The following is a 23212-nucleotide window of genomic DNA, read 5'->3' on the forward strand; positions in this document are numbered from 1 at the left end:
GTGAATGGCGCGCGACTATTACGGCATTCTTGGAGTCGACAAGGGGGCTTCCGACTCGGAAATCAAGAAGGCTTACCGTCGACTCGCCCGGAAGTACCACCCGGACGTCAACGACACTGAAGAAGCCGCGGAAAAATTCCGCGAAATCTCCCTGGCCAATGAGGTCCTGACTGATCCAGACAAGCGTCGCATCGTCGATATGGGCGGAGATCCGCTAGAGCAGCCGCAGGGATTCGGTGGCGCGCCCGGTGGTGGATTCGGTGACATCTTCGAAGCGTTCTTTGGTGGCGGTGGGCAGCGCGGCCCACGCTCGCGCGTTCAACCCGGTGCCGACGCACTCCTGCGCACCCGCATCACCCTGGAAGAAGCCTTCGCCGGCGCCAAGAAAGACATCACCGTGGACACCGCCATCCTGTGCGATGTGTGCGAGGGCACCGGCAGCAAATCCAAGGCCAAGCCGATCACCTGTAGCCATTGTGGCGGAATGGGATCCGTCCAGGAAGTGCAGCGTTCCTTCCTTGGCAACGTCATGACCACCCGCCCCTGCCACGTTTGTAACGGCACGGGCGAGATCATCCCTGACCCGTGCGAAAAATGCGCAGGTGATGGGCGTATCAAGGCACGCAAGGATCTGACCGTCAATATCCCCGCCGGCATTGCCGACGGCATGCGCATCCGCATGGCCGGTCGCGGTGAGGTTGGCCCGGGTGGCGGTCCAGCGGGTGACCTATATGTGGAGATCAACGTGGCACCGCACCCAGTGTTCGTGCGTGAGGGCAACAACCTGCACGTCACGGCTAAGGTTCCGATGCTTGACGCAGCGCTGGGCTGCGACGTGGAACTGGAAGGGCTGGACGGAAATCCGACCACCATCACTGTTCCCGCCGGTGCGCAACCGGGGCAGCAGGTGCACATGGCTGGTGCAGGCATGCCCGTGCTACGTGCGGAAGAAAGCTACGGCGATCTCATCGCACACGTGGACGTTCAGATCCCCACCCACCTGGATAGCCACACGCGCGAGGTGCTGGAGAAGCTTCGCGATCACCGTAATGACACCGCCGCGATCCACAGCGAGGGCGAGTCTGAGTCCATGTTTGACCGCTTTAAGAACCGCTTCCGCCGATGAGTCTGCCCGCATTCGTCTACGACCTGGACACGGTCCTTGCCGGGGGTCGTCCGGTTTTGCCGGAAAACTCCGGCGTGCTGGACGGTGCGGAAGGTAAGCACGCAGCCACCGTCAAGCGTCTGGCCGTGGGGGAGCAGCTGTTGCTTATCGACGGCCACGGCTCCGGAATCGAGTGCACTGTCACTGACGTGGCCAAAGGATCGCTCCGGTTCACCGTTGACCGGCGAGTGGAGTTTCCGCAGCGCGCCCCCGTGACGATCGTGCAGGCGCTACCGAAATCGGAGCGTTCGGAACTTGCCGTCGACCTCATGACGCAGGGTGGCGTGGATGTGATTGTCCCGTGGCAGTCCGAGCGCACGATTGCGAAGTGGGGTGCTAAGGCTGAAAAAGCTGCTACGAAGTGGCGTTCCATGGCGGTGTCTGCGGCGAAACAATCGCGACGCATGGTCATTCCACAGATCGCAGCTCTGGCCGATACCCGTGGCGTAACTGACCTGGTCGCAGAACTTACCAGCCGTGGTGGTCTCGCCGTGCTGTTGCATGAAGCCGCGGCAGTGCCGGTTACCTCCCTGGAGTTCGGTGACCGCGAGGTGATGTTTGTGGTGGGGCCCGAGGGAGGGCTGTCCCCGGCGGAGCTCGCCCAGCTACAGGAGGCCGGTGCCGTGACCGCGCTGCTCGGCCCGGAGGTGCTGCGCACTGCGAGCGCCGGACTCGTGGCACTCGCTGCTCATGGAGCGCTCGCCCGGTGGCGGTAGCTGCTTACGGTATGTTTAAAGAACAATCGATCGAAGAAGCACAAGGAAAAGGTTCACTTGGCCATTTACCAGCGCAAGGACATCATCACCCAAAATTATGTCCTTGATGAAACGTACGCGCAGACCGTCCTCGGAATCTCCGACGACAATTTGCGGGTACTGGAAAACCTGATCCCCGTCGATATTTTCGTCCGTGGCACGGAGGCGACTCTCACCGGACCGGCACATGAGGTGGCCCGGGTGACCAAGGTGCTGGATGAGCTGCAAGCGATCGCCCGTCGCGGCCACGTGATCAGCCCGGTATCGGTAAAGAATGCGGTGAAGATCGTTACCCAGGAAGCACCGCAGTCCGTTCGGGAGGTTTTGGCCTCGGACATCATTTCCCGCAAAGGGAAGGTGGTGCGCCCGAAGACCCTCGGACAGAAAGAATACGTCGACGCGATCGATGAGAACACAATCGTGTTCGGTCTCGGGCCAGCCGGTTCCGGTAAAACGTACCTGGCGATGGCGAAAGCCGTGCAAGCGCTCCACGCCCGTCAGGTCAGCCGCATCATTCTGACTCGCCCTGCCGTGGAAGCGGGGGAGAAGCTCGGCTTCCTGCCGGGCACGCTGGATGAGAAGATCGACCCGTACCTGCGCCCGCTGTACGACGCGCTCCGAGACATGATTGACCCAGAGATGATCCCAAAGCTGATCGAATCGGGCATCATCGAGGTAGCACCCCTGGCCTACATGCGCGGTCGCACGCTCAGCGATTCCTTCGTCATCCTCGACGAAGCACAAAACACCACACCAGCCCAGATGAAAATGTTCCTCACCCGACTTGGCTTTGGCTCCAAGATGGTGGTCACCGGCGACATCACCCAGGTGGACCTGCCCGGTGGCCAAAAGTCTGGTCTGCGCGTGGTGCGGGACATCCTGCGGGGCGTGAACGACGTATTCTTCATGGAAATGGGTAGCGAAGACGTTGTCCGCCACGACCTCGTGGGCCGTATTGTGGATGCATACGAAGAGTACGAAGCGCTCGCGCGAGAGGACTATTAAATTGAGCATCGAGGTTTTCAACGAATCCGGTTACCCGGGGGTCAATGAGGAGATGCTCATCGACGTCGCCTCCTACGCCCTCACCCGCATGGACATTCACTCCGCAGCCGAGATGAGCCTCCACATTGTCGACCTAGACACCATCGCTGACCTGCACGTACGCTGGTTGGACCTCGAGGGTCCCACCGACGTCATGAGCTTCCCCATGGACGAGCTCACCCCGGGTTCCGGCCGCCCCGATGCCGCTCCGATGGGACCCGCCATGCTCGGCGATATCGTGCTGTGCCCAGAGTTCGCTGAAAAACAAGCCGCCAAAGCGGGGCACGACCTCGGCCATGAGCTGTGCCTGCTGACCGTCCACGGGTGCCTGCACCTGCTGGGATACGATCACATCACCCCAGCTGAGGAGCAAGAAATGTTCGCGCTCCAAAACGAACTTCTGGCGGACTGGTATGAGGACGTCGATAAGCGCGGCGTGACGTACCAGCCGAAGCCGACCGGACCCGGTGCCTTCCCTAGCGCGGCAGATCGCGAGCAGTTGGGCTAATGCTCACTGCCCTCGGACTGCTGCTCGCCCTCGTCATCTCAGGTGCCCTCACCACCGTCGAATCCGCCGTCTCGTCCATCTCTCGCGCCCGCGTGGAGGAACTCCTCAAGGAGGAACGACCCGGCGCAGACGCGCTGCTCAAGGTGGTCACGAAGCGCGCCGAGCACATCAACCTGCTGGTGCTGCTCCGCACGCTTCTTGACGCCATTGCCGCCGTCTTCACGGTCTCCCTGTGCATCGAACTGATCGAATCCCGGCCGCTGGCCATCACGGTGGCGGTCGTGGCACTGACGCTGGTGACCTTCGCCGTGATTGGCGTGTTCGCCCGCACCGCCGGCAGACAAAACCCCTACACGGTGTCGCTCAACTCCGCGTTGATCCTGAACACCATGTCCTACATTCTGGGGCCCATTCCGAAGGTGTTGATCTGGTTGGGCAACCTACTCGCGCCCGGCACTGGCTTCCGCGATGGCCCGTACTCCACCGAAATCGAACTGCGCGAAATGGTGGATATTGCGCAGGAGCACGGCGTGGTGGAGCTGGAAGAGCGCCGCATGATCCAAAACGTGTTCGACCTCGCCTCCACCACAGCTCGCTCGGTGATGGTGCCCCGCCCGGAAATGATCTGGATCGAGAGAGATAAACACGCAGGTCAAGCGACCGCACTGTGCGTGCGAAGTGGCCATTCCCGCATCCCGGTGATCGGGGAGACCGTCGATGACATCGTGGGCGTGGTGTACCTGAAAGACCTGGTGCAAAAGACCTACCACGCCACCGACGGCGGGAAATCCGTGCGGGTAGACGAAGTGATGCGGCCAGCTACCTTTGTGCCAGACTCCAAACCGCTGGACAGCTTGCTGCACGAAATGCAGCTGCACCGCAACCACATTGCCATGTTGGTAGACGAATACGGCGGTATTGCCGGGCTTGTCTCCATCGAGGACATCCTGGAGGAGATCGTCGGCGAAATCGCTGACGAGTATGACCACACCGAGGTCGCACCGGTGGAGCGCCTGGGAGATCAGCAGTTCCGGGTGGTCTCGCGCCTATCCCTGGATGACCTCGCGCAGTTGATGGATGAGGAACTGGACCTGGACATCGACTTTGCGGAATACGCTGAACAAGTGGATACCGTCGGTGGCCTCATCGCCTATGAGCTTGGTCGTGTTCCGCTGCCAGGCGCGCAGGTTGAGGTGTGTGGTCTGAAACTGACCACGGAGGGCAGCAGAGATCGGCGCGGACGTATGCGCGTGACCTCAGCGGTTGTTGAAGTGGTTGATACACTCGAACCATGACAGAACTTGGATTTACCGAAGATGGCTTTCGTTCCGGCTTCGTCAGTTTCGTAGGCCGGCCCAATACCGGTAAATCGACGCTGACCAACGCCCTGGTGGGCGAGAAAATCGCCATCACTGCCAACCAGCCTGAAACTACGCGCCACCCGATTCGTGGTTTGGTTCACCGGCCGGACGCCCAAATCGTGGTGGTGGATACTCCGGGGCTGCACCGCCCACGCACTCTACTTGGCGAGCGGCTGAACGAGATGGTGAAAGAAACCTACTCGGACGTGGACTTGATCTGCCTGGTGATTCCCGCCGATGAGAAGATCGGGCCGGGGGACCGCTGGATCCTGGACGCTGTGCGTCAGTCCGCGCCCAAGACCCGGCTCATGGGTGTGGTGACCAAGATCGACAAGGTAAGCCGCGATGAGGTCGGCGCGCAGCTCATGGCACTGCACGAACTGCTGGGCGGCGAGTGCGAAGTGGTACCGGTATCGGCGAAGAAGGCCGAGCAGCTGGACGTGCTGGTCGATGTGATCACCTCTCAGCTGCCCGAAGGACCGAAGTTCTACCCGGACGATCACGTCACGGACGACGATACAGAAAAGCGCATGTCCGAGCTGATCCGGGAGGCGGCACTATCGGGTTTGAAGCACGAACTGCCACACTCAGTGGCCGTGGAGATTGACGAGGTTCTCCCGAACGAGGACCGTGAGGGCGTGCTGGATGTTCACGCGGTGATCTACGTGGAACGCCCAGGACAGAAGACCATTTTGATGGGCAAAGACAACCGACGCATGGGGCGGATTATTCATAACTCCCGGCAGGAGATCATGAACCTGCTGGGCCAGAACATCTACCTTGACCTGCGCATCAAGGTGCTCAAGGACTGGCAATCTGACCCGAAGGCACTGGGGCGCCTCGGCTTCTAATGCACTCTTACCGCGAACGCGCCTTGGTGGTGCGCACCTATGATTTTGGGGAGGCTGACCGCATCGTGGTGTTGCTGACTCCACGAGGCCTGGTGCGGAGTGTGGCCAAGGGCGTGCGTCGGGCGAAGTCCCGGTTTGGTTCGCGGGTGCAGCCTTTTGTGCTGCTTGACGTGCAGTTATATCCCGGCCGGAACCTTGACACGTTGACGGCGGCAGACACCGTCGAGTACTTCGGTTCCGGCATCATCGAAGACTATGACTCATATACCGCTGCGAGCGCTGTGCTAGAGGCCGCCGAACAGCTCAGTTTCCACGAGGGGGAGTTGTTTGACCTCACCGTGGCGGCGCTGCGTCGGATGCGGGATTCGGAGTTGCCCACGGCCGTTCTGGATGCCTTTTTGTTGCAGGCAATGGAGATCGCGGGGTGGGCCCCGAGTCTGTTTGACTGCGCTCATTGTGGCGCCCCTGGTCCACACCATGCGTTTCATCCAGGGGCAGGGGGCGCGCTGTGTGAAAACTGCCATCTAGCGGACTGCGCGACGCCACCGACGGAAGCCTTGCGGCTGATGTGGTGGCTGGCGCACGAGGCGTGGGATGCAGTGGAAGCTGCAGCGCAGCACCCTGGGTTCAGCGATTTGTTGTCCACGGCGCACCAGCTGACCAGGGCACATTTGCAGTGGCACCTGGAGCGGTCCGTGACATCCCTCAACTTCGTGGACTCTGGGTGGAGCAACTAAGATAGGTCGGGTGACTGCACCAAATATTCCCGCCGAGTTTCGTCCCCGCCACATCGCGCTCGTGATGGACGGCAACGGGAGATGGGCCCAAGAACGGGGCATGAAGCGTACAGAGGGGCACAAGCGTGGCGAGGCCGTGCTCATGGACGTCATCGATGCCTGCCTGGAGCTGGAGGTTCCGTACCTGTCCGCCTATGCATTTTCTACGGAGAATTGGCGTCGTTCAGCGGATGAAGTGCGATTCTTGATGGGATTTAACCGAGACGTGTTGCGTCGCCAGCGTGATGTGCTCAATGAGAAGGGGGTTCGTGTTCGGTGGGCAGGTCGCCGTCCACGGCTCTGGCGCTCGGTGATCAGGGAATTGGAGGCTGCTGAGGAGCTGACCAAGGACAACACCCGCATGACCCTGGCGATGTGCGTCAACTATGGCGGTCGGGCCGAGATCGTCGATGCGGCTCGTGAGATTGCGCGTCGCGCTGCTGCTGGCGAGCTGCGCCCGGATGACATCCATGAGAAGAACTTCGGCCAGTTCCTCGACGAACCTGACATGCCGGACGTGGACCTGTTCTTGCGCCCTTCGGGGGAGAAGCGCACCTCTAATTTCCTGTTATGGCAGTCGGCATATGCGGAAATGGTGTACCAAGACAAGTTGTTCCCGGATTTCACTCCGGAGGACTTGTATGCCGCGGTGTTGGAATATGCGCAGCGGGATCGCCGTTTCGGAGGGGTGAAGTAAGGTGCCGGACAAGGCACAACTCAAGCGCTGGCAACGCCACTTGGCTAATGAGCGCGCCGAAGCTGCGGTGTACCGGAAGCTGGCGGAGCGCAAGGAGGGCGAGGAACGCAACATTTTGCTCGCGCTTGCCGACGCCGAATCCCGCCACGAAGCTCACTGGCGACGCCTACTCGGGGATGAAGCCCGCGACATCCGCCCGGATCTTTCCACCCGAATTAAAGGGTTTTTGGCTGGTCATTTTGGTTCCGTGTTCGCGCTGGCGCTCATGCAGGCCGCGGAGACCCGCAGCCCTTATTCACATGACGCCGATGCGACGGAACAAATGTCTGCTGATGAACGCATTCACGCTGAGGTGGTGCGTGGTTTGGCGGAGCGGGGACGGGAACAGATGTCCGGCAATTTCCGCGCAGCCGTGTTCGGCATGAACGACGGTTTGGTATCAAACCTCGCGCTGGTTTTGGGCATTGTGGGGTCCGGGGTGTCCAACCACTTTGTGCTGCTAACGGGCATTTCGGGGTTGCTGGCCGGCGCGCTGTCAATGGGGGCGGGCGAGTACATCTCGGTGTCGTCGGCACGCGAGCTTCTCGACGCCTCAAAGCCGAATCCACAGGCTGCTGACGCGATCCCGGCGCTGGATGTGAACGCGAATGAACTCGCGCTAGTGTATCGCGCCCGGGGGATGAATCCGGAAGAAGCGATGCAACGGGCTTCGCTGGTGATTCAGTCGATCCATCACCCGTCGGCCTCACAGGCGTTGGACACCGACCAGAATAAGGGCGAAGTGGTCGGTAGTGGTTTGGCCGCTGCGGTCGCGTCGTTTTTGTTCTTCGCTTCGGGAGCTCTGATCCCCATTGTCCCGTTTTTCTTCGGGCTTTCCACATCGTTGGCGGCGATTATTGCCTGCGTGCTGGTGGCGATTGCGTTGATGCTCACCGGCGGTGTGGTCGGTGTGCTCTCGGGCGCGCCACCGCTGGCGCGGGCATTGCGCCAGGTGGCGATCGGGCTGGGGGCAGCCGCGATCACCTACGGGCTGGGATGGATCTTTGGGGTGTCAGTAGCGTAGGCAGGTTATGCTGCGCATTTCGGGCACAGCCCGAAGATTTCCGCGGTGTGCCCTTCGAGGGTGTAGCCGTTTTCCTTGGCCACTCGATTGGCCCACTGCTCAACTTCGCTGCCTTCGATTTCCACGGTGGCACCACACTTGGTGCACACCAGGTGGTGGTGATGGTGCTCGGATTCACAGTGGCGGTAGAGGGTTTCCCCGGTAGACATGTGGAGGACATCCACCGCGTTGATCTCAGAGAGCGATTGCAGCGTACGGTACACCGTGGTGAGCCCTACCTTGAGGTCACGCGCGGTGAGCTCATGGTGGATCTGCTTCGCGGAAGAGAAGGTGTCAGTGTCGCGGAGCACTTCAATCACCGCGGCGCGCTGGCGGGTGCTGCGCTGGCCTAACTTAGGAATTGGAGACTCGCTGCGAGGGGTCATGGCCGACGTCATGCCTTTCCATTATGGTTAAACAGTCGTTGAAAAATTAAGTTACCACGTCTACAACCTTTGTATCATCACGATGGTGCAGATATTTTCAGGGCTGCATCCAGAATGGACATTGCGTCGATATTGGTCAGGGAATAATACATCTCCCGGCCGTGGCGGACGTTGTCGACCAACCCAGCCGTGCGCAGTACTTTGAGGTGCTGGCTGATAAGAGGTTGGCTTGATCCGAGTGTTTCAACTAGCTCGTGGACGCACTTGGGGGATTCATTGAGCAGGTACACAATCTTCATACGTAGCTCTGAATCCAGCGCACGAATGATCTGTTGGGCGCCGGAAAAATCTGTAGCAAGGTTTACAGTGTCGCTCACTGTCACTCACTCCTGACCGTAACTGAAGTGAACAGGCAAGAATTGCCTTATATGTCCAGTTAATCCCACCTTGGAATAGCAGGTCAAGGGCTAGTTGAGGGACTTTGAGCACACTTGGTTACACTTGAGAACACAAGTCAAGCTCGGCAGCCAGTCGAGTCAAACCTTAACTTCATCGCAGCCGCCGTGGAAGCATGCGTCGCCGGTTCACTCCGGAATTGGGCGAACATGGTTACCTCGGTGTGTGAAAGCGGTGGGACAACCCCTCAAGGAGTGTCGTGGCTTCAGTAATCGATTCCGTAGTTAACCTGGCGAAACGCCGTGGATTGGTCTACCCATGTGGTGAGATTTACGGTGGTACTCGTTCGGCGTGGGACTACGGCCCGCTGGGCGTTGAACTCAAGGAAAACATCAAGCGCCAATGGTGGCGGACGTTTGTGCAGGCCCGTGAGGACGTTGTGGGCTTGGATTCTTCCATCATTTTGCCACGCCAGGTGTGGGAAGCGTCCGGCCACGTGGAGACGTTCACCGATCCTTTGGTGGAGTCACTTCACACCCATAAGAGGTACCGCGCGGATCACCTGATCGAGGCCTACGAGGCGAAGCACGGCCACCCACCGGCAAACGGATTGGCCGACATCAATGACCCTGAGACGGGGCAGCCTGGTAACTGGACCGAGCCGAAGCTGTTCTCCGGTCTGATGAAGACCTACCTGGGTGCGGTAGATGACAAGGAAGGTTTGGCCTACCTGCGTCCAGAGACCGCCCAGGGTATCTTCATCAACTTCAAGAACGTTGCTACCACTGCGCGTATGAAGCCACCGTTTGGCATTGGCCAGATGGGTAAGGCATTCCGCAATGAGATCACCCCGGGTAACTTCATCTTCCGTACCCGCGAATTTGAGCAGATGGAGATCGAGTACTTCGTTCACCCATCTGAGGTGGACGCAAAGTTCGATGAGTGGGTTGAGGCGTGCTGGAACTGGTTCATTGACCTGGGGATTAACCCAGAGAACCTGCGTCAGTTCGACGTTCCTGCTGACGAGCGCGCGCACTACTCGGATCGCACGATTGACTTCGAGTACCGCTTCGGCTTTGGCGGCAATGAGTGGGGCGAGCTGATGGGTGTGGCGAACCGTACCGATTACGACCTCTCCCAGCACACGGAGCACTCTACCGATGACATGAAGTACTTTGACCAGGTTTCTGGCGAGAAGTACCACCCATACGTGATTGAGCCGTCCTTCGGTTTGACCCGTTCGATGATGGCTTTCCTCATCGACGCCTACACCGAAGACGAGGCACCAAATGCCAAGGGCGGTGTGGATAAGCGCGTGGTACTGAAGCTGGACCGCCGTCTGGCTCCTGTGAAGGTGGCGGTGCTGCCACTGTCGAAGAAGGAAGAGCTGGCGGGTCCTGCAACGGAGATCGCGAACCAGCTGCGTGGCCTGTGGAACATCGAGTACGACACCTCCGGTGCGATCGGTCGCCGGTACCGTCGTCAGGATGAGATTGGTACGCCGTTCTGTGTCACCGTTGACTTCGACACCCTGGAGGACCAGGCTGTGACGGTGCGTGAGCGTGACACCATGAGCCAGGAGCGTGTCCCGCTCGCTGAGTTGCAGGGCTACCTCGCGCAGCGCCTGGTTGGTTGCTAAGCGCATGACAGCAATGCAATGGGGCAAGCGTCAGGACCACGCGATCACCCTGTCCGAGGACGGGCGCGAGGTCACGACGTTCCAGCTGGAAAATGACACCACCGCCACCGCCGAGGTCGCGGGGCGCACGTGGAGCTTCGAGCTTCACGACGCCACTGCCCGCGCAACCTGTGGCGACGTGGAATGGGTTGCCGAAGCAGAAAAGGGCTTCAAGCGGTCGAAGCGTTTCGTGGCGCGCATGGGCGAGCGTTCCATCGACTTCATCAATGAACAAAAGTCCGATTGGATCATCGATGAAAACGATGTGAAGCTGGGCCAGTTTACCGGTGCCAACCACGGTGTGCGCCACGTAGCGGTGGATTTTGAGCCGGACGCGAAGTTAGATGAAGAGCAACGGGTGTTCCTGGCGTGGCTGTCACGCATCGCGCTGGAACAGCGTTTGGTGGGTTCCAGCTGGATCCTCACGGTAATCCTGCTGATCCTGAGTCCCCTCATCCTGTTGTACTTCTTCCTCTAAGGACGGCTACATGTCGGAACAGTATCCGCGCTGGACGTGGACCGGTAATGAATTGCATGATTCGACCGGTCGGCTCCTGGCGACGGTTCGTTCCGATGTCATTGATATTGAGGGGGACAGGCTGCTCATTGAGTCGTCGCCGGGCCCGCTGCGCTTTCGGGCCCGGGCGACCTCCACGAACGGGGACGTGTACACCGTCTACCAGCGTGGTTTCACCGTGAGCACGCTGGTGGCCAATTGCGGCGACACTTCCTACGCCTTGGAGCGGACTTCGGTGTGGCGTAAAGAGCGGGTGATTCGGGGCGCTCGGGGCGTGCTGGCGCATGTGCGTCCCATGATTAGTGGCAAGGTCGAGCTGATCGGCACCGAGCTGGCTGACATCTTACCGACAGTTCATGCGGTGTTCCTGAGCTGGGCCTGCGTCCTTGTGGATTCCCCGGTTCGCAGACCCCGGGTGTAGTTAGAACTTCCCACCGGTGACGCCACCGCCGCCACCGAAGCTACCGCCACCAAATCCGCCGCCAAAGCCTCCTCCGAAGCCGCCACGGTTGCCGCCGCTGAGCATTTCGTTAATCAGCATGCCGGTGATGATGCCGCCCATGTTAGAGCCACCCGAAGACTGCTGGCGACGGTAATCATCAATGTCGTTTTGTGCTGATCGGGCAGCACGTTGCGCAGCGGTCAGCGACTGGCGGGCGAAGTCAATGCCTTGGCGCGTATTACTCGTCCGAATATTCAAGGCTTGGGCGAACAGGCTCTTGGCGTCGGCAAGCTGTGTGCGTGCCTGAGAGCGCACCACTCGGCCACGGGTGGAAATCAGATCCTCCGCGGCCTGGATGGCGCTGTTGGCGGACCGCATGGTGTTGTCGAAGACCTGCAAAGTGCGGGCTTGGTCCGTGGCGGATGCACGGACTGCGTCGAGGTGTTCGTCCAAGTGCGTGTCGGCGGTGATCAGGTCGTCATAGGCGCTGAGCGGGTCGGTGCTGAATTGGGCTTCGGCGCTGGACAACGCGGACTGCGCAGCGGCGACGGCCTTGCGCAGCGCCTCCCAATCGGCTTGCGTTCCCTGTTGCTTGCCTTGCTGCTCCAACTGGCCGGCTTCGGTGATCTCCGCGGTGATTTCAGCGACCAGGCTGTGGTACTTATCGCGGGCGAGCGCGATGTTTTCCTCCGCGTGCTCGACACCAGCCAGCAGCTTGTCGGCTTTCTGGACGGCGGTTTCTGTCCGGCGGATATCCTCAATCAGTCGGCCCTGCTCGCCGGCCGGCAGATGAACCACGGCTCGAGCGGACTCGAGGGATTTTTCCGCCTCGTCGAGCGCCGCGGCGGCCAGTTCAGCATTGTCGGAAATACCCGCGATGACCGTGGACTCGTAGCGGCCTTGCAGCTCAGTGAGCGTCGCCTCAGCCTGCGGGATCCGTGTCCTAAGTTCAATCGTGGTTCGGGTGAGCTCTTCCACCCTGGTATCGGCGTGAATCAGCAGGTTGCGCATTTCCGTGAACTCGGCGGCTTCCCGGTCCAACGCGTCGTCCGCCTGGCCACAGCTGGAAATAATATCTACCAGTATGGCGCGACGCTCCGCTTCGGATTCGGGAATGGCGTCGTCAAGCCGCTGCTTCAGCCCAAAGGCGCGCTGCAGCGTGGTCGTGGAGTGGTTCATCGCCTTGGTGAACGGCCGGGCGCGCTCCGCCCCGAATTCAGCAATCGCAAGGTCCAGCTCTTCGCGGCCACGGCGGATCGACTCATCGGTAGACACGAGCTCCTCCCGGGCGCGCTCCTCCAACACCTCGATCGGCAGCTGGCCAATAGCCCGAGTATCCTTCGGATCGATCTTCCGGGCGTCCGAAACCATCGCCACGTTCGCTTTGGTTTTAGAGCGCCGGCGCATCGCGTAAGCACCGATACCGAGAGCGCCCACGGCAGCGGCGCCGCCACCCAACCATCCAAGCGATTCCCCGTCCAGGCCGGAGCTGGAGTTACCCGCGACCTCATCCGCGGCGGTCATACCGGCACCGAAGTAATCCTCGTCTACCAGCTTGCTGTACACAGCCTTATCGATGCGTTTAAGGTCGGAATCACTAAAATCCTTGCCCGCCGCAATGCCATAGTCACGCGTTTGCGGGGAAATGCCCACGATCAGCACATTGGTTCCCGCATTCGCACGCTGTGCCTGCTTCGCCCACGTCGTGCCTTCTAACCCAGCGAAATCCGTGGCATACACCACGTAAATCTTCTTCTGGGTGTCCTTTTGCACCTGTTTAATCCTTGTTTCCAGCTCCTGTTTTTGCGCTGGGGACAACACATCCGCGTTATCAGTGACGGTAGAGGAGTAGGTAGTAGGGGCCTGCGCCACCACTTGATACTCTGCCGCGACGGCAGGCCACGCACACCCCAGCCCAAGGCTGATCGTGCACAAGGAAAGAGCGCTGAAAGTACGAAGGCTTCTCATACTGGTTAAGGATACTGCAGCATTTCGCCTTACGACGGCGAGGTGCGCCCCGATTTCCCAGGAAAAGGGGCACAATCTTGGGTGTGAATACGCAGTACCAGTACTCCGAGGTCGACACCGAGCGACGCTTCGTTGAACCCACCAAGGGCAGCGCCATGGCCGGGGGCGACGAAGAACACCGTGGCGCTTTTTCCCGCGACAGAGCCAGGGTGCTGCACTCCGCCGCACTGCGACGCCTAGCAGACAAAACCCAGGTCGTCGGCCCGCGCGACGGCGACACCCCGCGAACCAGGCTGACGCACTCCCTGGAAGTTGCCCAAATCTCCCGCGGTATCGGTGGCGGACTGGGGCTGGATCAGGATCTGTGCGAACTCGCAGCGCTTTCCCATGACATCGGCCATCCGCCCTATGGGCACAACGGGGAAGTGGCACTGAACGAACTCGCGGACCTGTGCGGCGGTTTTGAAGGCAACGCTCAAACGCTGCGCATCTTGAGCCGACTGGAGCCCAAAGTTATGCGTGGCCCCGAAAGCCTCGGCCTCAACCTCACCCGTGCCTCCCTCGACGCCGCCTGTAAATACCCGTGGACCCGCGAGCACAATCCCCGCAAATACGGGGCCTATGATGATGACGCTGACCTGCTGGCTTGGCTGCGCGCCGGGCACGAGGATCACCGCAAACCTATGGAAGCACAGGTGATGGACTGGTCGGATGACATCGCCTATTCGGTGCATGACGTGGAGGACGGCATCGTGTCCGGGCGCATCGACCTGGCGGTGCTGTGGGATTTGGTGGAGCTAGCAGCACTGGCGGAAAAAGGCGCGCGAGCTTTCGGGGGAGAGCCGGAGGCACTCGTCGACGCCGCCGACCGCCTCCGCCAGCTCGCCGTGGTGCGCGCTGCTTCAGAGTACGACGCGTCGCTGAGTTCACTGGTGGCGCTTAAGGCGATGACCTCGGAACTCGTGGGACGCTACGTGGGGATCACCATCGCCTCGACGTTGGCGGGAAACGACCACATTGGGCGCCAACATGGGGACTTGATCGTTCCGGAGGCTGCGAGCAATGAAGTGAAACTGCTCAAAACGATCGCGGTGCTGTACGTGATGGATGATCCGGGGCACTTGGCACGCCAAGATCGGCAGCGCGAACGCATCTGTCGGGTGTACGACTACCTCATGCTTGGCGCCCCAGGAACCCTGGACCCGATGTTCCAGTCCTGGTTCGCGCTCGCTGATTCCGATGCGGCGCGGCAGCGGGTGGTCATTGACCAGATCGCCTCCATGACGGAAACCCGCTTGGAGCGAATCGCCCGCAACTCGGCGGAGGTCTCCGGGTTCTTTGTCTAGCGGGTTTCTACCCGTACCCCCAGGTCGCGGCACACATTAGCCAGGGCCGTGTAGTCGGCGATCTGCAGGCGGCAGCCTTTTAATACGAGTGCGGCTAGGTGGGCGTCGCGCACGAAGTCAGCGAAGCCGTCGAGGTTTCGCGGGGTGGGCTGGTGCGCGCCGGCCACCAGGGCAAAAAGCTGGGGGAGAGTGGTGGCGCGGCGGGCGTCGATAAGCAGCGTTTTATTCGGCATCGGGGATCTCACAGAAACTCTCGTAATGGTCATCGGTGTAGTACCACACCTCAGGGTCGGCCTTGGTACCGCCCCCGGTGATGATGCGGCGCTCGCCCCGGTGATTCAGGCCCGGGGTGTCCACGGTGTATTCGCGGTAGTAGTTCTTGTCTTTTTTGGGCAGGTGCCCTTCGTAGTTGCCGAAGCGAACCCCATCGTTTTCCGGGTACTTCGGCTTTTTACCGCCCAGGATGCCGTCGATCACGGGGTTGACCTCGGCAGGAAGCGTGGCGACGGGGCATTCGTTGTCACTGCGCACCACCGATGTCTGCTTCGGCTCCTGGTCTGGTGCGTTCTCTCCCAGATCAAGGCCGAAAAACGCGGCAGCCAGCACAACGGCCGCGCCGCCGAGCCCAGCTAATGCTTTAGAGGTTGATGCCATGACTCCCATTTTGACACAACCAACTATGGTAGAAGCCATGGCCAAAGGCAGGATCCCACAAAGCGACATCGAAGCGATCCGTGAACGAACTCCCATCGAAGAGATCGTCGGCGAATATGTGCAGTTGAAGCCTGCCGGCGCAGACTCCATGAAGGGGTTGTCTCCGTTCAAGGACGAAAAGACCCCGTCTTTCCACGTTCGCCCCAACCGTGGCTACTTCCACTGTTTTTCCTCCGGGGAAGGCGGCGATGTCTTTGCGTTCCTGATGAAGATGGAACATATTTCCTTCCCGGAAGCGGTGGAAATTTGTGCGGACAAAATCGGGTATCACATTAACTATGAGGGTGGGGGACCGGGGCGTCGTGAAGAGCCCGGCACTCGGCAGCGCCTTATCTTGGCTAACCGCTACGCCCACGAATACTACGTCGCCCAGCTGGAAACCCCGGAGGCCGCTCCTGCCCGCGACTTCCTCACCCAGCGCGGGTTCTCCGCGGACCACGCCCACCAATTCGGCTGCGGCTACGCGCCCGCCGGCTGGGACACCATGACCAAATACATGCTGCGCAAGGGCTTCACCTTCGAAGAACTTGAGGCGGCGGGCCTGTCCAAAATGGGCAAACGCGGTCCCATCGACCAGTTCCACCGCCGCCTGCTGTGGCCAATTAGAAACACGGCTGGTGACGTCATCGGCTTTGGTGCGCGTAAGCTTTTCGACGACGATAAGCTCGGCAAATACATGAACACGCGTGACACCCTGCTTTACAACAAGTCACGCGTCCTCTTCGGACTCGACATGGCCAAAAAGTCCATCGCGGCTGGCCACCAAGCTGTAGTGGTGGAGGGGTACACCGACGTCATGGCCATGCATGCCGCCGGCGTGACCACCGCCGTCGCCTCCTGCGGTACCGCGTTCGGCGACGAACACCTGCAAATGCTGCGTCGCATCATGCTCGATGACAACTACTTCCGTGGCGAGCTGATCTACACCTTCGACGGCGACGAAGCCGGCCAAAAAGCCGCGATGCGCGCCTTCGAGGGCGACCAGAAATTTACCGGCCAATCGTTCGTGGCTGTGGCCCCTGAAGGGATGGACCCGTGCGATCTGCGCCTCGCGCGTGGCGACGGCGCCGTCCGTGACCTCATCGCCTCCCGCATCCCGATGTTCGAATTCGTACTGCGGGCCACCATTTCCGAATTTTCACTCGACTCAGCGGAAGGACGACTGCAAGCGATCCGCCGCGCCGTCCCCGTCGTCGCCGGGATCCGCGACACCACCTTGCGCAAAGAATATGCCCGACAGCTCGCCGGCTGGGTGGGCTGGGCAGACCCCACTGATATCGTGCGCCAGGTAGAAAAGGAAGCGCGCCGACCGGGCGCCGCCGTGGTTTCTGCCCCCGCAGCCCCCACAGGCCTGCCAGATCCCCGTGATCCCGCGCTGTGGCCCGAACGAGAATCCTTAAAAATCGCCCTGCAGTACCCGCTGCTAGCCGGAGAATACTTCGACGGACTAGCAGCAGAGTGTTTTACGCAGCCCCAATATTCCGCACTCCGTGCCGCGATCATGGCTGGTGGCGGAGTTGTCGCGGGAGCAGCGCAAGGCATGGAGTGGTTGCCAACCATCGCAGAACAGCTAGACCTGCTCGGCCGATCACTACTGTCTGAGCTTGCCGTCGAACAGATCAACTGCTCCGAAGAAGAGCTAGAAAAATACACCGACAGCGTGCTCTCACGCTTGCAGGAAGTCCGCGTCGGGAACCAAATTGCGCAGCTCAAAGGGCAATTGCAGCGCATGCGCCCCTCCGACGACGAGGAAGCCTACAACTCCCTCTTCGCGGACTTATTAGCACTGGAGCAGGCCCGACGAGAGCTGTTGGCGCGAGCTTTTAGGTAGGTCGAATTTGTGGTTCTATTTGGCCACAGCGGGGGTGGTTTTTGGTCAATTGAAGCCACAAATTCGCCAGCGGTTAATCGTGGTCGGGCTCGAGGATCTGGGAGCCGTCGTCCCGGCGCAGGTTCTTGACTTCCTTCATGCGCGGTTCTGGGTCAAGTTTGTTGGCGATGGCGCGGCGGGTGGCGCGTACCGCAGCCTTGGAGGCGGGGGAATTGACGGCGATTTCGTAGCCTTTTTTGATTTGTTCGAATCGGCGTCGTCCTGCTTTTGTGCCTAAGACGTAGCCGGCGGCGGCACCAACAACAAACTGAATCATGCCAGCCAGCGTACCTCACGACGCAACGCGTCGGCACCTGGGTGGGTGCTCTATGGTGAGTGTCATGATTGAAATAGGTATCGTTGGGGCGTTGGTAGCGGGGGTGTTTTCGCTGCTTAGCCCGTGTTCGGCGTTGCTGCTACCGGCGTTTTTCGCGTACGCGTTCAGCTCGAAGCGTCAGCTTGTGGCCCGTACCGCCGTATTTTTCCTGGGGCTTGCGGCGGTGCTTGTCCCGCTCGGTGCAGGTGTGGGGTGGTTCGGGCAGGCGCTGTTGGTGCACCGTTCGACGCTGATCTTGATCGGTGGCCTCATGATGATCCTCTTCGGCATCATCTCTTTCTTCGGCAAAGGCTTCAACATTCCAGGCCTGTCCCGCCTCAACAGCCGAGTGCGTGGCACAAGCTGGCTGGCGGTATGTGCGCTAGGTGCGGTGTACGGCTTCGCGGGCTTTTGTGCGGGCCCGCTGCTCGGCGCGGTGCTCACCACTGCCCTTGTCTCCACCAGCGCGCTTTATGGTGCCCTCATCATGGCGATGTATGCGCTGGGCATGGTAGTGCCCCTGTTTCTGCTGGCGTGGGCGTGGGACGCACGCAAGCTTAACGACGCCCGCTGGCTCCGAGGCCACGAATTCTCCGTTGGATCGCTTCGGCTAAACAGTATTTCGATGGCTTCCGGGCTGTTGTTTATTGCTATCGGGGTACTCTTTATCCGCACGAACGGAACCACCGGACTGCCCAGTTTCTTAAGTGTTGAGGCGCAGCACGCAGCGCAGACCTGGGTGCTGCAGAATCAGCTGATCATGGTGCTCGGGGTGCTAATGCTATGCCTGATTGGGGCAGTAGTGGCTTTTGTGAAATCTGAGAAGTGATTTGAAGTGGGAGTGTGTTGCTGAACCTTTGTTTGGCTCTTGGCCCCGACATTACCCTCCCGAAGTTCGGGCTCGTTGAAGCGTTTTTGGAGCAACCTCGGGGGAGTAATGTCGGGGTTAACTGGTTTTAGGCCAGGAGAGCGCTGGTGCTCAGAGAATTAAAAAAACCGCCTCTAAACAGAGGCGGTTTCAACTTGCTCCTCCAACTGGGCTCGAACCAGTGACCCTGCGATTAACAGTCGCATGCTCTGCCAACTGAGCTATGGAGGAAGGTGTTTTCAAGGTCTCCCTTGCAACGAGTAGTAACTATATAGGCTGGCGTCGTTTTAAATCAAATCGCCAGGTAGTTGCCGGTTTTATGACAATAGGGGGGTGGTTTTTATTTTGGCTATCTTCACTGGATATACTCATGTGCGTTGGGGCTATAGCTCAGTCGGTTAGAGCCGTGGACTCATAATCCATTGGTCGCGGGTTCGAGCCCCGCTGGCCCCACAAGGTTAAAAAGGGTTAGGTCAGAAGGCCTAGCCCTTTTTCTGTGCCGACCAATGTAGACCAATAGGTCTAGTATATGAATTGCAATTGCTGCATAACAGGCGTACTCTCCATTTTACTAAAACGGAAATAAGTAGACAGAATGGTCTAAAAATGCAGAAGAGTAGGTTCACGAGCTTCGGTGCTCAAATCATTTACGGTCTCATCGCCGGCCTCATTCTCGGCTTCATCGCACGGCAGCTTGGGGAGGGAAACTGGCTCACCAAGGGGCTTACAGAAATAGGCAGCGCCTACGTCAGTTTGCTGAAGGTGCTCATTCCACCTCTGATCGTCACCGCGGTGGTCACGTCGATCGCAAATCTGCGCCAGGTCACCAATGCGGCCCGGTTGGCATGGCAGACCATCCTGTGGTTCGCCATTACCGCTTTCGCTTCGGTTGTTGCCGGCATTGGGGTGGGGCTGCTGATTAACCCAGGGCAGAACACCAGTGTCGATGTGGCGAACGCCAAGGCCCCGAGCTCTGTTGGCTCATGGTGGGCGTTTGTCCAGGGCCTGGTGCCGAGCAATATTATGGGTCTTGGGGTGACCCTAAAGCAGGATGCGGCAGCGGTGAACTTCAATGTGCTGCAGTTGCTGCTGATCTCCATCGTGTTTGGCATCGCGGCGATCAAGGTGGGGCAGAAGGCTGAACCGGTGCTGGAATTTACTTCCAGCCTGCTGGAGATCATCCAAAAGGTGCTGTGGTGGATCATCCGCCTGGCGCCGATCGGTACCGCGGCGCTGATCGGTAAAGCCGTTGCCGTGTATGGGTGGGAAGCATTGGGCTCGCTCGGCAAGTTCGTGCTGGCTATTTACCTAGGCCTTGCCATCGTGATCGCGGTTATTTACCCCGCAGTGTTGAAGATGCACGGCATTCGGGTGATGCAGTTCTTCCGCAAGGTATGGCCTGTGACCTCTCTTGGCTTCGTCACGCGTTCATCCATGGGTGTTATGCCTGTGACGGAACGAGCCACTGAGCAGGCCCTCGGTGTGCCACGCTCCTATGCATCCTTCGCGGTGCCCCTGGGTGCCACCACCAAGATGGACGGCTGCGCCTCGATCTACCCGGCGATTGCCGCGATCTTCGTCTCCCAGTTCTACGGCATTCCGCTGAGTGCTACGGATTACTTGCTCATCGCGTTCGTGTCCGTCATTGGTTCGGCTGCCACCGCTGGTACCACGGGTGCGACGGTGATGCTCACCCTTACTCTGTCTACTTTGGGTCTGCCTCTGGAGGGTGTTGGTCTGCTGCTTGCTGTTGATCCGATCGTGGACATGGGGCGCACTGCGGTGAATGTGACTGGTCAGGCGCTGGTTCCGTTGGTGGTATCGAAGCGTGAGGGAATTTGGGAGAAGAACGTTTTTGATGACCCCAAGGCTGTTGCGAGCTAGCTACTACACTTAAGGCCATGAGTTTCTTTGCTGGCCTGGAAAACTGGCCGGTAGACAATGTGTCTGCCGGCCTTGTTGGTGTTCATGATGAAACCTTTGGTGATATTGACCGAGTGTATGAGTTGGCCAGCGTCACAAAGCTCCTGAGTGCCTACGGTTTCCTGGTCGCGCTGGAAGAGGGGGTGTTTGAACTAGATACCCCGATGGGGCCTGCGACAGTCGAGCACCTGCTCGCCCATGCCTCCGGCGTTGGCTTTGCCACCCGTGAGAGCGAGCGGGCCCCGGAGGATCGGCGCATCTACTCTTCTGCGGGCTTTGAGATTCTGGCTGACGGCGTCGAAAAGCTAGCTGGCATCGCCTTTCCCGACTACCTGCGCGAGGCCGTCTTTGAACCGCTGGGCATGACAGCCACGCAGTTTCACGCGTGGGCGGGGCACGGCGCAAAGTCGACGGTGCGGGACCTGCAGCGGTTCGCCACCGAGCTGCTGTCGCCGCAGCTTATCGACGCCACCACCCTCCATGACGCGTTCACCCCACACTTCCCGACGCTGGCCGGCATCGTGCCAGGCTATGGGCGTCAGGTGCCCTGCCCGTGGGGCTTGGGCTTTGAAATCAAGGGAGAGAAATCGCCTCACTGGACGGGGCCTTCGATGCCTGCGGAAGTGGTGGGGCACTTCGGGCAGGCCGGCACGTTTTTGTGGGTGCATCCCGAATCGGGGCACGGCTGCGTGGTGCTCACGAACCGTGTGTTCGGTGATTGGGCTAAACCGCTATGGTCTGATTTCAATGAACAGCTGTGGCTAACCCTGAACTAAAGCTTGAATAAATGGGGGATTCAAGCACTACTTGAGGGTTGCTGGCGTGATTTCTGGTGCGTAAAAATGCGGGTGTCATCTAGAGTTTTTTGAGCGATGCGCCGAGTCCGTTGGGGAAGACGTTCTCGTCTTAATCTGTATCTCTACAAAAGGACTCGCTTTGACCACATTTGTCACCCACGCACCCGTTGCCTGCACCGCGGTGCTGCTTATCGACGCCATGCCCCGCAAACTGCGGCCCGACGTCGAAGAACTCATGGTGCGTTGCATTCCCAGCGCGCCCGAATTAGAAATCCCCGGGATCGACCCACTCGAGGCCACATGGTGCACCCGCTGGGAGCGTTCCATCCTGCCTGGAACCATCGGAACGCGCCAGGTTATCACTGGGACCACTGAAGAACTAGAGCTGTTTATGCGCGAGCTGACGCAGTTGCGCCAGCGCTACGAGTTCGACGTCTCAATGCGGTTAGTGGACTAACTTTCGCGATGTTCGTCGATAAAAGTGACGAAGTCCCCGACCGTCGTAAAGCCTGCTGCGTCCTTATCGCCGATGTAGACTCCGAAGGCGTCCTCGGCGCGGACCGCGATCTCTACAATGGAGAGGGAATCCACCGCGAGGTCGGAGACGATGTTGGACTCGAGGGAGACATCGTCAGGGTCATATCCAGTGCTTTCAACGATGATGTTGCGAAGCGTAGTGAACGTACTCTGAGAGTCAGACATGAAAACCCCTCATCCGGCGACTAGTTGGTTCCTCAAGAATACCCTGAGAAAGTAGCTCACCATGGCAGTGCCCCAGTTCTTGGCTCGATTCGTCCGCGGCATCCTCCCCGGGCATTCCGACGTGCCACGGCTGAGCGACATCAGTGAACGCCATAACGTCGCTTCCGGGGACTTAAATGTGGCAGCCTACGTCGCAGGGCCCGACGACCCATCCGCCACTGTCGTCTTTATTCATGGGTTCACTCTCGCTGCAGAATCGTACTTCCTCCAAGTACAGCACCTCATCGCTCACCACCCCACAGTGCGCAGCCTCCTCATGGACCTACGCGGGCACGGAGAAACCGGGGAAGTCCCACCAGAGGAGTGCACTATCGACGCCACCGCCGATGACGTCCTCGCGGTCATTGAGTCATTAGCGCCGGAAGACCCGCTGTATCTGGTCGGCCATTCGCTCGGAGGGCACGTCGTCCTCAACGCCATCCGCAGGTGCTCGCCCGAAATCTACAGTCGAATCAAGGGCGTCATGCTGATCGCCACCTCCATCGACTCACTGTCAGCCCAAGGCACCCCGCAGCTGCTGACCACGCAACTTGGGGACACTGCATTGGAAGCGATGCAAAATGCACCAGAAATGGTGAACCAATTCCGCGACGAAATGGGAAAGCTGCTAGCACCGGCCCTGGCAGCCACCGTCTTCAAACGCATCTCCACCCCATACAACCTGGTGAAATTCCACGCAGAAATGATTCACCGAACCCCGCTAGCCACCTTCATCGGATTCTTCGACGACCTAGAACATCACTCTGAAGTAGCGGCCGCCGAGCGACTGTCATCCCTGCCCGGTTTCGTGCTGGTGGGCAATGACGACCACGTCACGCCACTATCTCAAAGCAACCGCATCATGGAGCTGTGGCCCTCAGCAACGCTGCGGAAATGCGACCGCTGCGGCCACATGATGATCCTCGAAGCACCCACCATGGTCAACGAAGCATTGGACGACCTGCTCAGCCAACAAGAAAACCCCTAGGAG

26 protein-coding genes and 2 tRNA genes are annotated in these 23212 nt (G+C 59.8%); 20 read left to right on the forward strand and 8 right to left on the reverse strand.

What is annotated here, in order from left to right:
• Positions 1 to 4: 4 nt before the first annotated feature.
• From dnaJ to ACZ6ZO_RS06185, 9 genes are read left to right on the forward strand one after another with little or no spacing between them, the layout of a single operon-like run.
• The gene (dnaJ, locus tag ACZ6ZO_RS06145) at positions 5 to 1126 is read left to right on the forward strand and encodes a molecular chaperone DnaJ (protein ID WP_182385724.1); all 1122 of its coding nucleotides are present in this window, start codon (positions 5 to 7) and stop codon (positions 1124 to 1126) included.
• Positions 1123 to 1881 carry a 16S rRNA (uracil(1498)-N(3))-methyltransferase gene (locus ACZ6ZO_RS06150; RefSeq protein WP_465291332.1) on the forward strand — a complete coding sequence of 253 codons (759 nt, stop codon included), beginning with the start codon at positions 1123 to 1125 and terminating at the stop codon, positions 1879 to 1881. Before dnaJ ends, ACZ6ZO_RS06150 begins: the two co-directional genes overlap by 4 nt.
• Positions 1882 to 1938: 57 nt before the next feature.
• Entirely contained in the window at positions 1939 to 2925 is a 987-nt protein-coding gene (locus ACZ6ZO_RS06155; RefSeq protein ID WP_182385726.1) for a PhoH family protein, read from the forward strand.
• A 1-nt stretch (position 2926) separates the two neighbouring features.
• Positions 2927 to 3472: an rRNA maturation RNase YbeY gene (ybeY, locus tag ACZ6ZO_RS06160; RefSeq protein ID WP_182385727.1), complete on the forward strand. Its 546-nt coding sequence runs from the start codon at positions 2927 to 2929 to the stop codon at positions 3470 to 3472.
• Entirely contained in the window at positions 3472 to 4767 is a 1296-nt protein-coding gene (locus tag ACZ6ZO_RS06165; RefSeq protein WP_182385728.1) for a hemolysin family protein, read from the forward strand. Before ybeY ends, ACZ6ZO_RS06165 begins: the two co-directional genes overlap by 1 nt.
• Positions 4764 to 5684, forward strand: coding sequence for a GTPase Era (gene era / locus ACZ6ZO_RS06170; protein ID WP_182385729.1), 921 nt, complete (start codon positions 4764 to 4766; stop codon positions 5682 to 5684). Before ACZ6ZO_RS06165 ends, era begins: the two co-directional genes overlap by 4 nt.
• A complete protein-coding gene (gene recO, locus ACZ6ZO_RS06175; protein ID WP_182385730.1) occupies positions 5684 to 6421 on the forward strand; it encodes a DNA repair protein RecO in 738 nt (245 codons plus the stop codon). Before era ends, recO begins: the two co-directional genes overlap by 1 nt.
• 1 nt (position 6422) lies before the next feature.
• Complete coding sequence (locus ACZ6ZO_RS06180; protein WP_407926309.1) at positions 6423 to 7157, forward strand: isoprenyl transferase; 735 nt, start codon at positions 6423 to 6425, stop codon at positions 7155 to 7157.
• 1 nt (position 7158) lies between these two features.
• Positions 7159 to 8220 (forward strand): VIT1/CCC1 transporter family protein, encoded by a 1062-nt coding sequence (locus tag ACZ6ZO_RS06185; RefSeq protein ID WP_232843259.1) that lies wholly within the window; start codon positions 7159 to 7161, stop codon positions 8218 to 8220.
• Positions 8221 to 8225: 5 nt separating this feature from the next.
• On the opposite strand, the gene ACZ6ZO_RS06190 is transcribed toward ACZ6ZO_RS06185, so the two are convergent.
• Positions 8226 to 8645 carry a Fur family transcriptional regulator gene (locus ACZ6ZO_RS06190; RefSeq protein ID WP_182385731.1) on the reverse strand — a complete coding sequence of 140 codons (420 nt, stop codon included), beginning with the start codon at positions 8643 to 8645 and terminating at the stop codon, positions 8226 to 8228.
• 77 nt (positions 8646 to 8722) lie between these two features.
• Complete coding sequence (locus ACZ6ZO_RS06195; protein WP_232843260.1) at positions 8723 to 9022, reverse strand: ArsR/SmtB family transcription factor; 300 nt, start codon at positions 9020 to 9022, stop codon at positions 8723 to 8725.
• Between the two features lie 278 nt (positions 9023 to 9300).
• Here ACZ6ZO_RS06195 and ACZ6ZO_RS06200 point away from each other — a divergent pair, with 278 nt between their 5' ends.
• Genes ACZ6ZO_RS06200 through ACZ6ZO_RS06210 form a run of 3 tightly spaced genes read left to right on the forward strand, consistent with a single transcriptional unit; the run spans position 9301 to position 11657 of the window.
• Positions 9301 to 10680 (forward strand): glycine--tRNA ligase, encoded by a 1380-nt coding sequence (locus ACZ6ZO_RS06200; RefSeq protein WP_465291337.1) that lies wholly within the window; start codon positions 9301 to 9303, stop codon positions 10678 to 10680.
• Between the two features lie 4 nt (positions 10681 to 10684).
• Positions 10685 to 11197 (forward strand): hypothetical protein, encoded by a 513-nt coding sequence (locus ACZ6ZO_RS06205; protein WP_343160214.1) that lies wholly within the window; start codon positions 10685 to 10687, stop codon positions 11195 to 11197.
• A gap of 10 nt (positions 11198 to 11207) precedes the next feature.
• Entirely contained in the window at positions 11208 to 11657 is a 450-nt protein-coding gene (locus ACZ6ZO_RS06210) for a hypothetical protein (protein ID WP_417925366.1), read from the forward strand.
• On the opposite strand, the gene ACZ6ZO_RS06215 is transcribed toward ACZ6ZO_RS06210, so the two are convergent.
• Positions 11658 to 13646 (reverse strand): TPM domain-containing protein, encoded by a 1989-nt coding sequence (locus ACZ6ZO_RS06215; protein WP_465291340.1) that lies wholly within the window; start codon positions 13644 to 13646, stop codon positions 11658 to 11660.
• 83 nt (positions 13647 to 13729) lie between these two features.
• Between ACZ6ZO_RS06215 and ACZ6ZO_RS06220 the strand changes: the two genes are divergently transcribed.
• Positions 13730 to 14992 carry a deoxyguanosinetriphosphate triphosphohydrolase gene (locus tag ACZ6ZO_RS06220; protein ID WP_465291342.1) on the forward strand — a complete coding sequence of 421 codons (1263 nt, stop codon included), beginning with the start codon at positions 13730 to 13732 and terminating at the stop codon, positions 14990 to 14992.
• Here the strand turns inward: ACZ6ZO_RS06220 and ACZ6ZO_RS06225 are convergent.
• Both ACZ6ZO_RS06225 and ACZ6ZO_RS06230 read right to left on the reverse strand, forming a co-directional pair.
• Positions 14989 to 15225: a hypothetical protein gene (locus tag ACZ6ZO_RS06225; RefSeq protein ID WP_182385737.1), complete on the reverse strand. Its 237-nt coding sequence runs from the start codon at positions 15223 to 15225 to the stop codon at positions 14989 to 14991. The genes ACZ6ZO_RS06220 and ACZ6ZO_RS06225 overlap by 4 nt on opposite strands.
• The gene (locus tag ACZ6ZO_RS06230; RefSeq protein WP_465291345.1) at positions 15215 to 15646 is read right to left on the reverse strand and encodes a guanyl-specific ribonuclease; all 432 of its coding nucleotides are present in this window, start codon (positions 15644 to 15646) and stop codon (positions 15215 to 15217) included. The genes ACZ6ZO_RS06225 and ACZ6ZO_RS06230 overlap by 11 nt, the downstream gene beginning before the upstream one ends.
• A 37-nt stretch (positions 15647 to 15683) precedes the next feature.
• On the opposite strand from ACZ6ZO_RS06230, the gene dnaG reads away from it, so the two are divergent.
• Positions 15684 to 17537: a DNA primase gene (gene dnaG, locus ACZ6ZO_RS06235; protein WP_465291347.1), complete on the forward strand. Its 1854-nt coding sequence runs from the start codon at positions 15684 to 15686 to the stop codon at positions 17535 to 17537.
• A gap of 73 nt (positions 17538 to 17610) precedes the next feature.
• Here dnaG and ACZ6ZO_RS06240 read toward each other — a convergent pair whose 3' ends face one another.
• A complete protein-coding gene (locus tag ACZ6ZO_RS06240) occupies positions 17611 to 17853 on the reverse strand; it encodes a hypothetical protein (RefSeq protein ID WP_465291349.1) in 243 nt (80 codons plus the stop codon).
• A gap of 64 nt (positions 17854 to 17917) precedes the next feature.
• Between ACZ6ZO_RS06240 and ACZ6ZO_RS06245 the strand changes: the two genes are divergently transcribed.
• Complete coding sequence (locus tag ACZ6ZO_RS06245) at positions 17918 to 18721, forward strand: cytochrome c biogenesis CcdA family protein (RefSeq protein ID WP_182385740.1); 804 nt, start codon at positions 17918 to 17920, stop codon at positions 18719 to 18721.
• Positions 18722 to 18918: 197 nt separating this feature from the next.
• Here the strand turns inward: ACZ6ZO_RS06245 and ACZ6ZO_RS06250 are convergent.
• A tRNA-Asn gene (locus tag ACZ6ZO_RS06250) sits at positions 18919 to 18991 on the reverse strand.
• 148 nt (positions 18992 to 19139) lie between these two features.
• Between ACZ6ZO_RS06250 and ACZ6ZO_RS06255 the strand changes: the two genes are divergently transcribed.
• The 4 genes from ACZ6ZO_RS06255 (at position 19140) to ACZ6ZO_RS06270 (ending at position 21937) form a co-directional block, all read left to right on the forward strand.
• Positions 19140 to 19213: transfer RNA gene (locus ACZ6ZO_RS06255), tRNA-Ile, on the forward strand.
• Positions 19214 to 19366: 153 nt separating this feature from the next.
• Positions 19367 to 20644, forward strand: a complete 1278-nt coding sequence (locus ACZ6ZO_RS06260; RefSeq protein WP_182385741.1) for a dicarboxylate/amino acid:cation symporter — start codon at positions 19367 to 19369, stop codon at positions 20642 to 20644.
• 17 nt (positions 20645 to 20661) lie between these two features.
• Entirely contained in the window at positions 20662 to 21459 is a 798-nt protein-coding gene (locus ACZ6ZO_RS06265) for a serine hydrolase domain-containing protein (RefSeq protein ID WP_465291352.1), read from the forward strand.
• Positions 21460 to 21619: 160 nt separating this feature from the next.
• Entirely contained in the window at positions 21620 to 21937 is a 318-nt protein-coding gene (locus ACZ6ZO_RS06270) for a hypothetical protein (RefSeq protein ID WP_465291354.1), read from the forward strand.
• Here the strand turns inward: ACZ6ZO_RS06270 and ACZ6ZO_RS06275 are convergent.
• Positions 21934 to 22182 carry an acyl carrier protein gene (locus ACZ6ZO_RS06275; protein WP_182385744.1) on the reverse strand — a complete coding sequence of 83 codons (249 nt, stop codon included), beginning with the start codon at positions 22180 to 22182 and terminating at the stop codon, positions 21934 to 21936. The genes ACZ6ZO_RS06270 and ACZ6ZO_RS06275 overlap by 4 nt on opposite strands.
• Before the next feature lie 61 nt (positions 22183 to 22243).
• Here ACZ6ZO_RS06275 and ACZ6ZO_RS06280 point away from each other — a divergent pair, with 61 nt between their 5' ends.
• Positions 22244 to 23209: an alpha/beta fold hydrolase gene (locus ACZ6ZO_RS06280; RefSeq protein ID WP_465291356.1), complete on the forward strand. Its 966-nt coding sequence runs from the start codon at positions 22244 to 22246 to the stop codon at positions 23207 to 23209.
• Positions 23210 to 23212: the final 3 nt, after the last annotated feature.

It is taken from the genome of Corynebacterium sp. NPDC104732, from assembly GCF_055583565.1.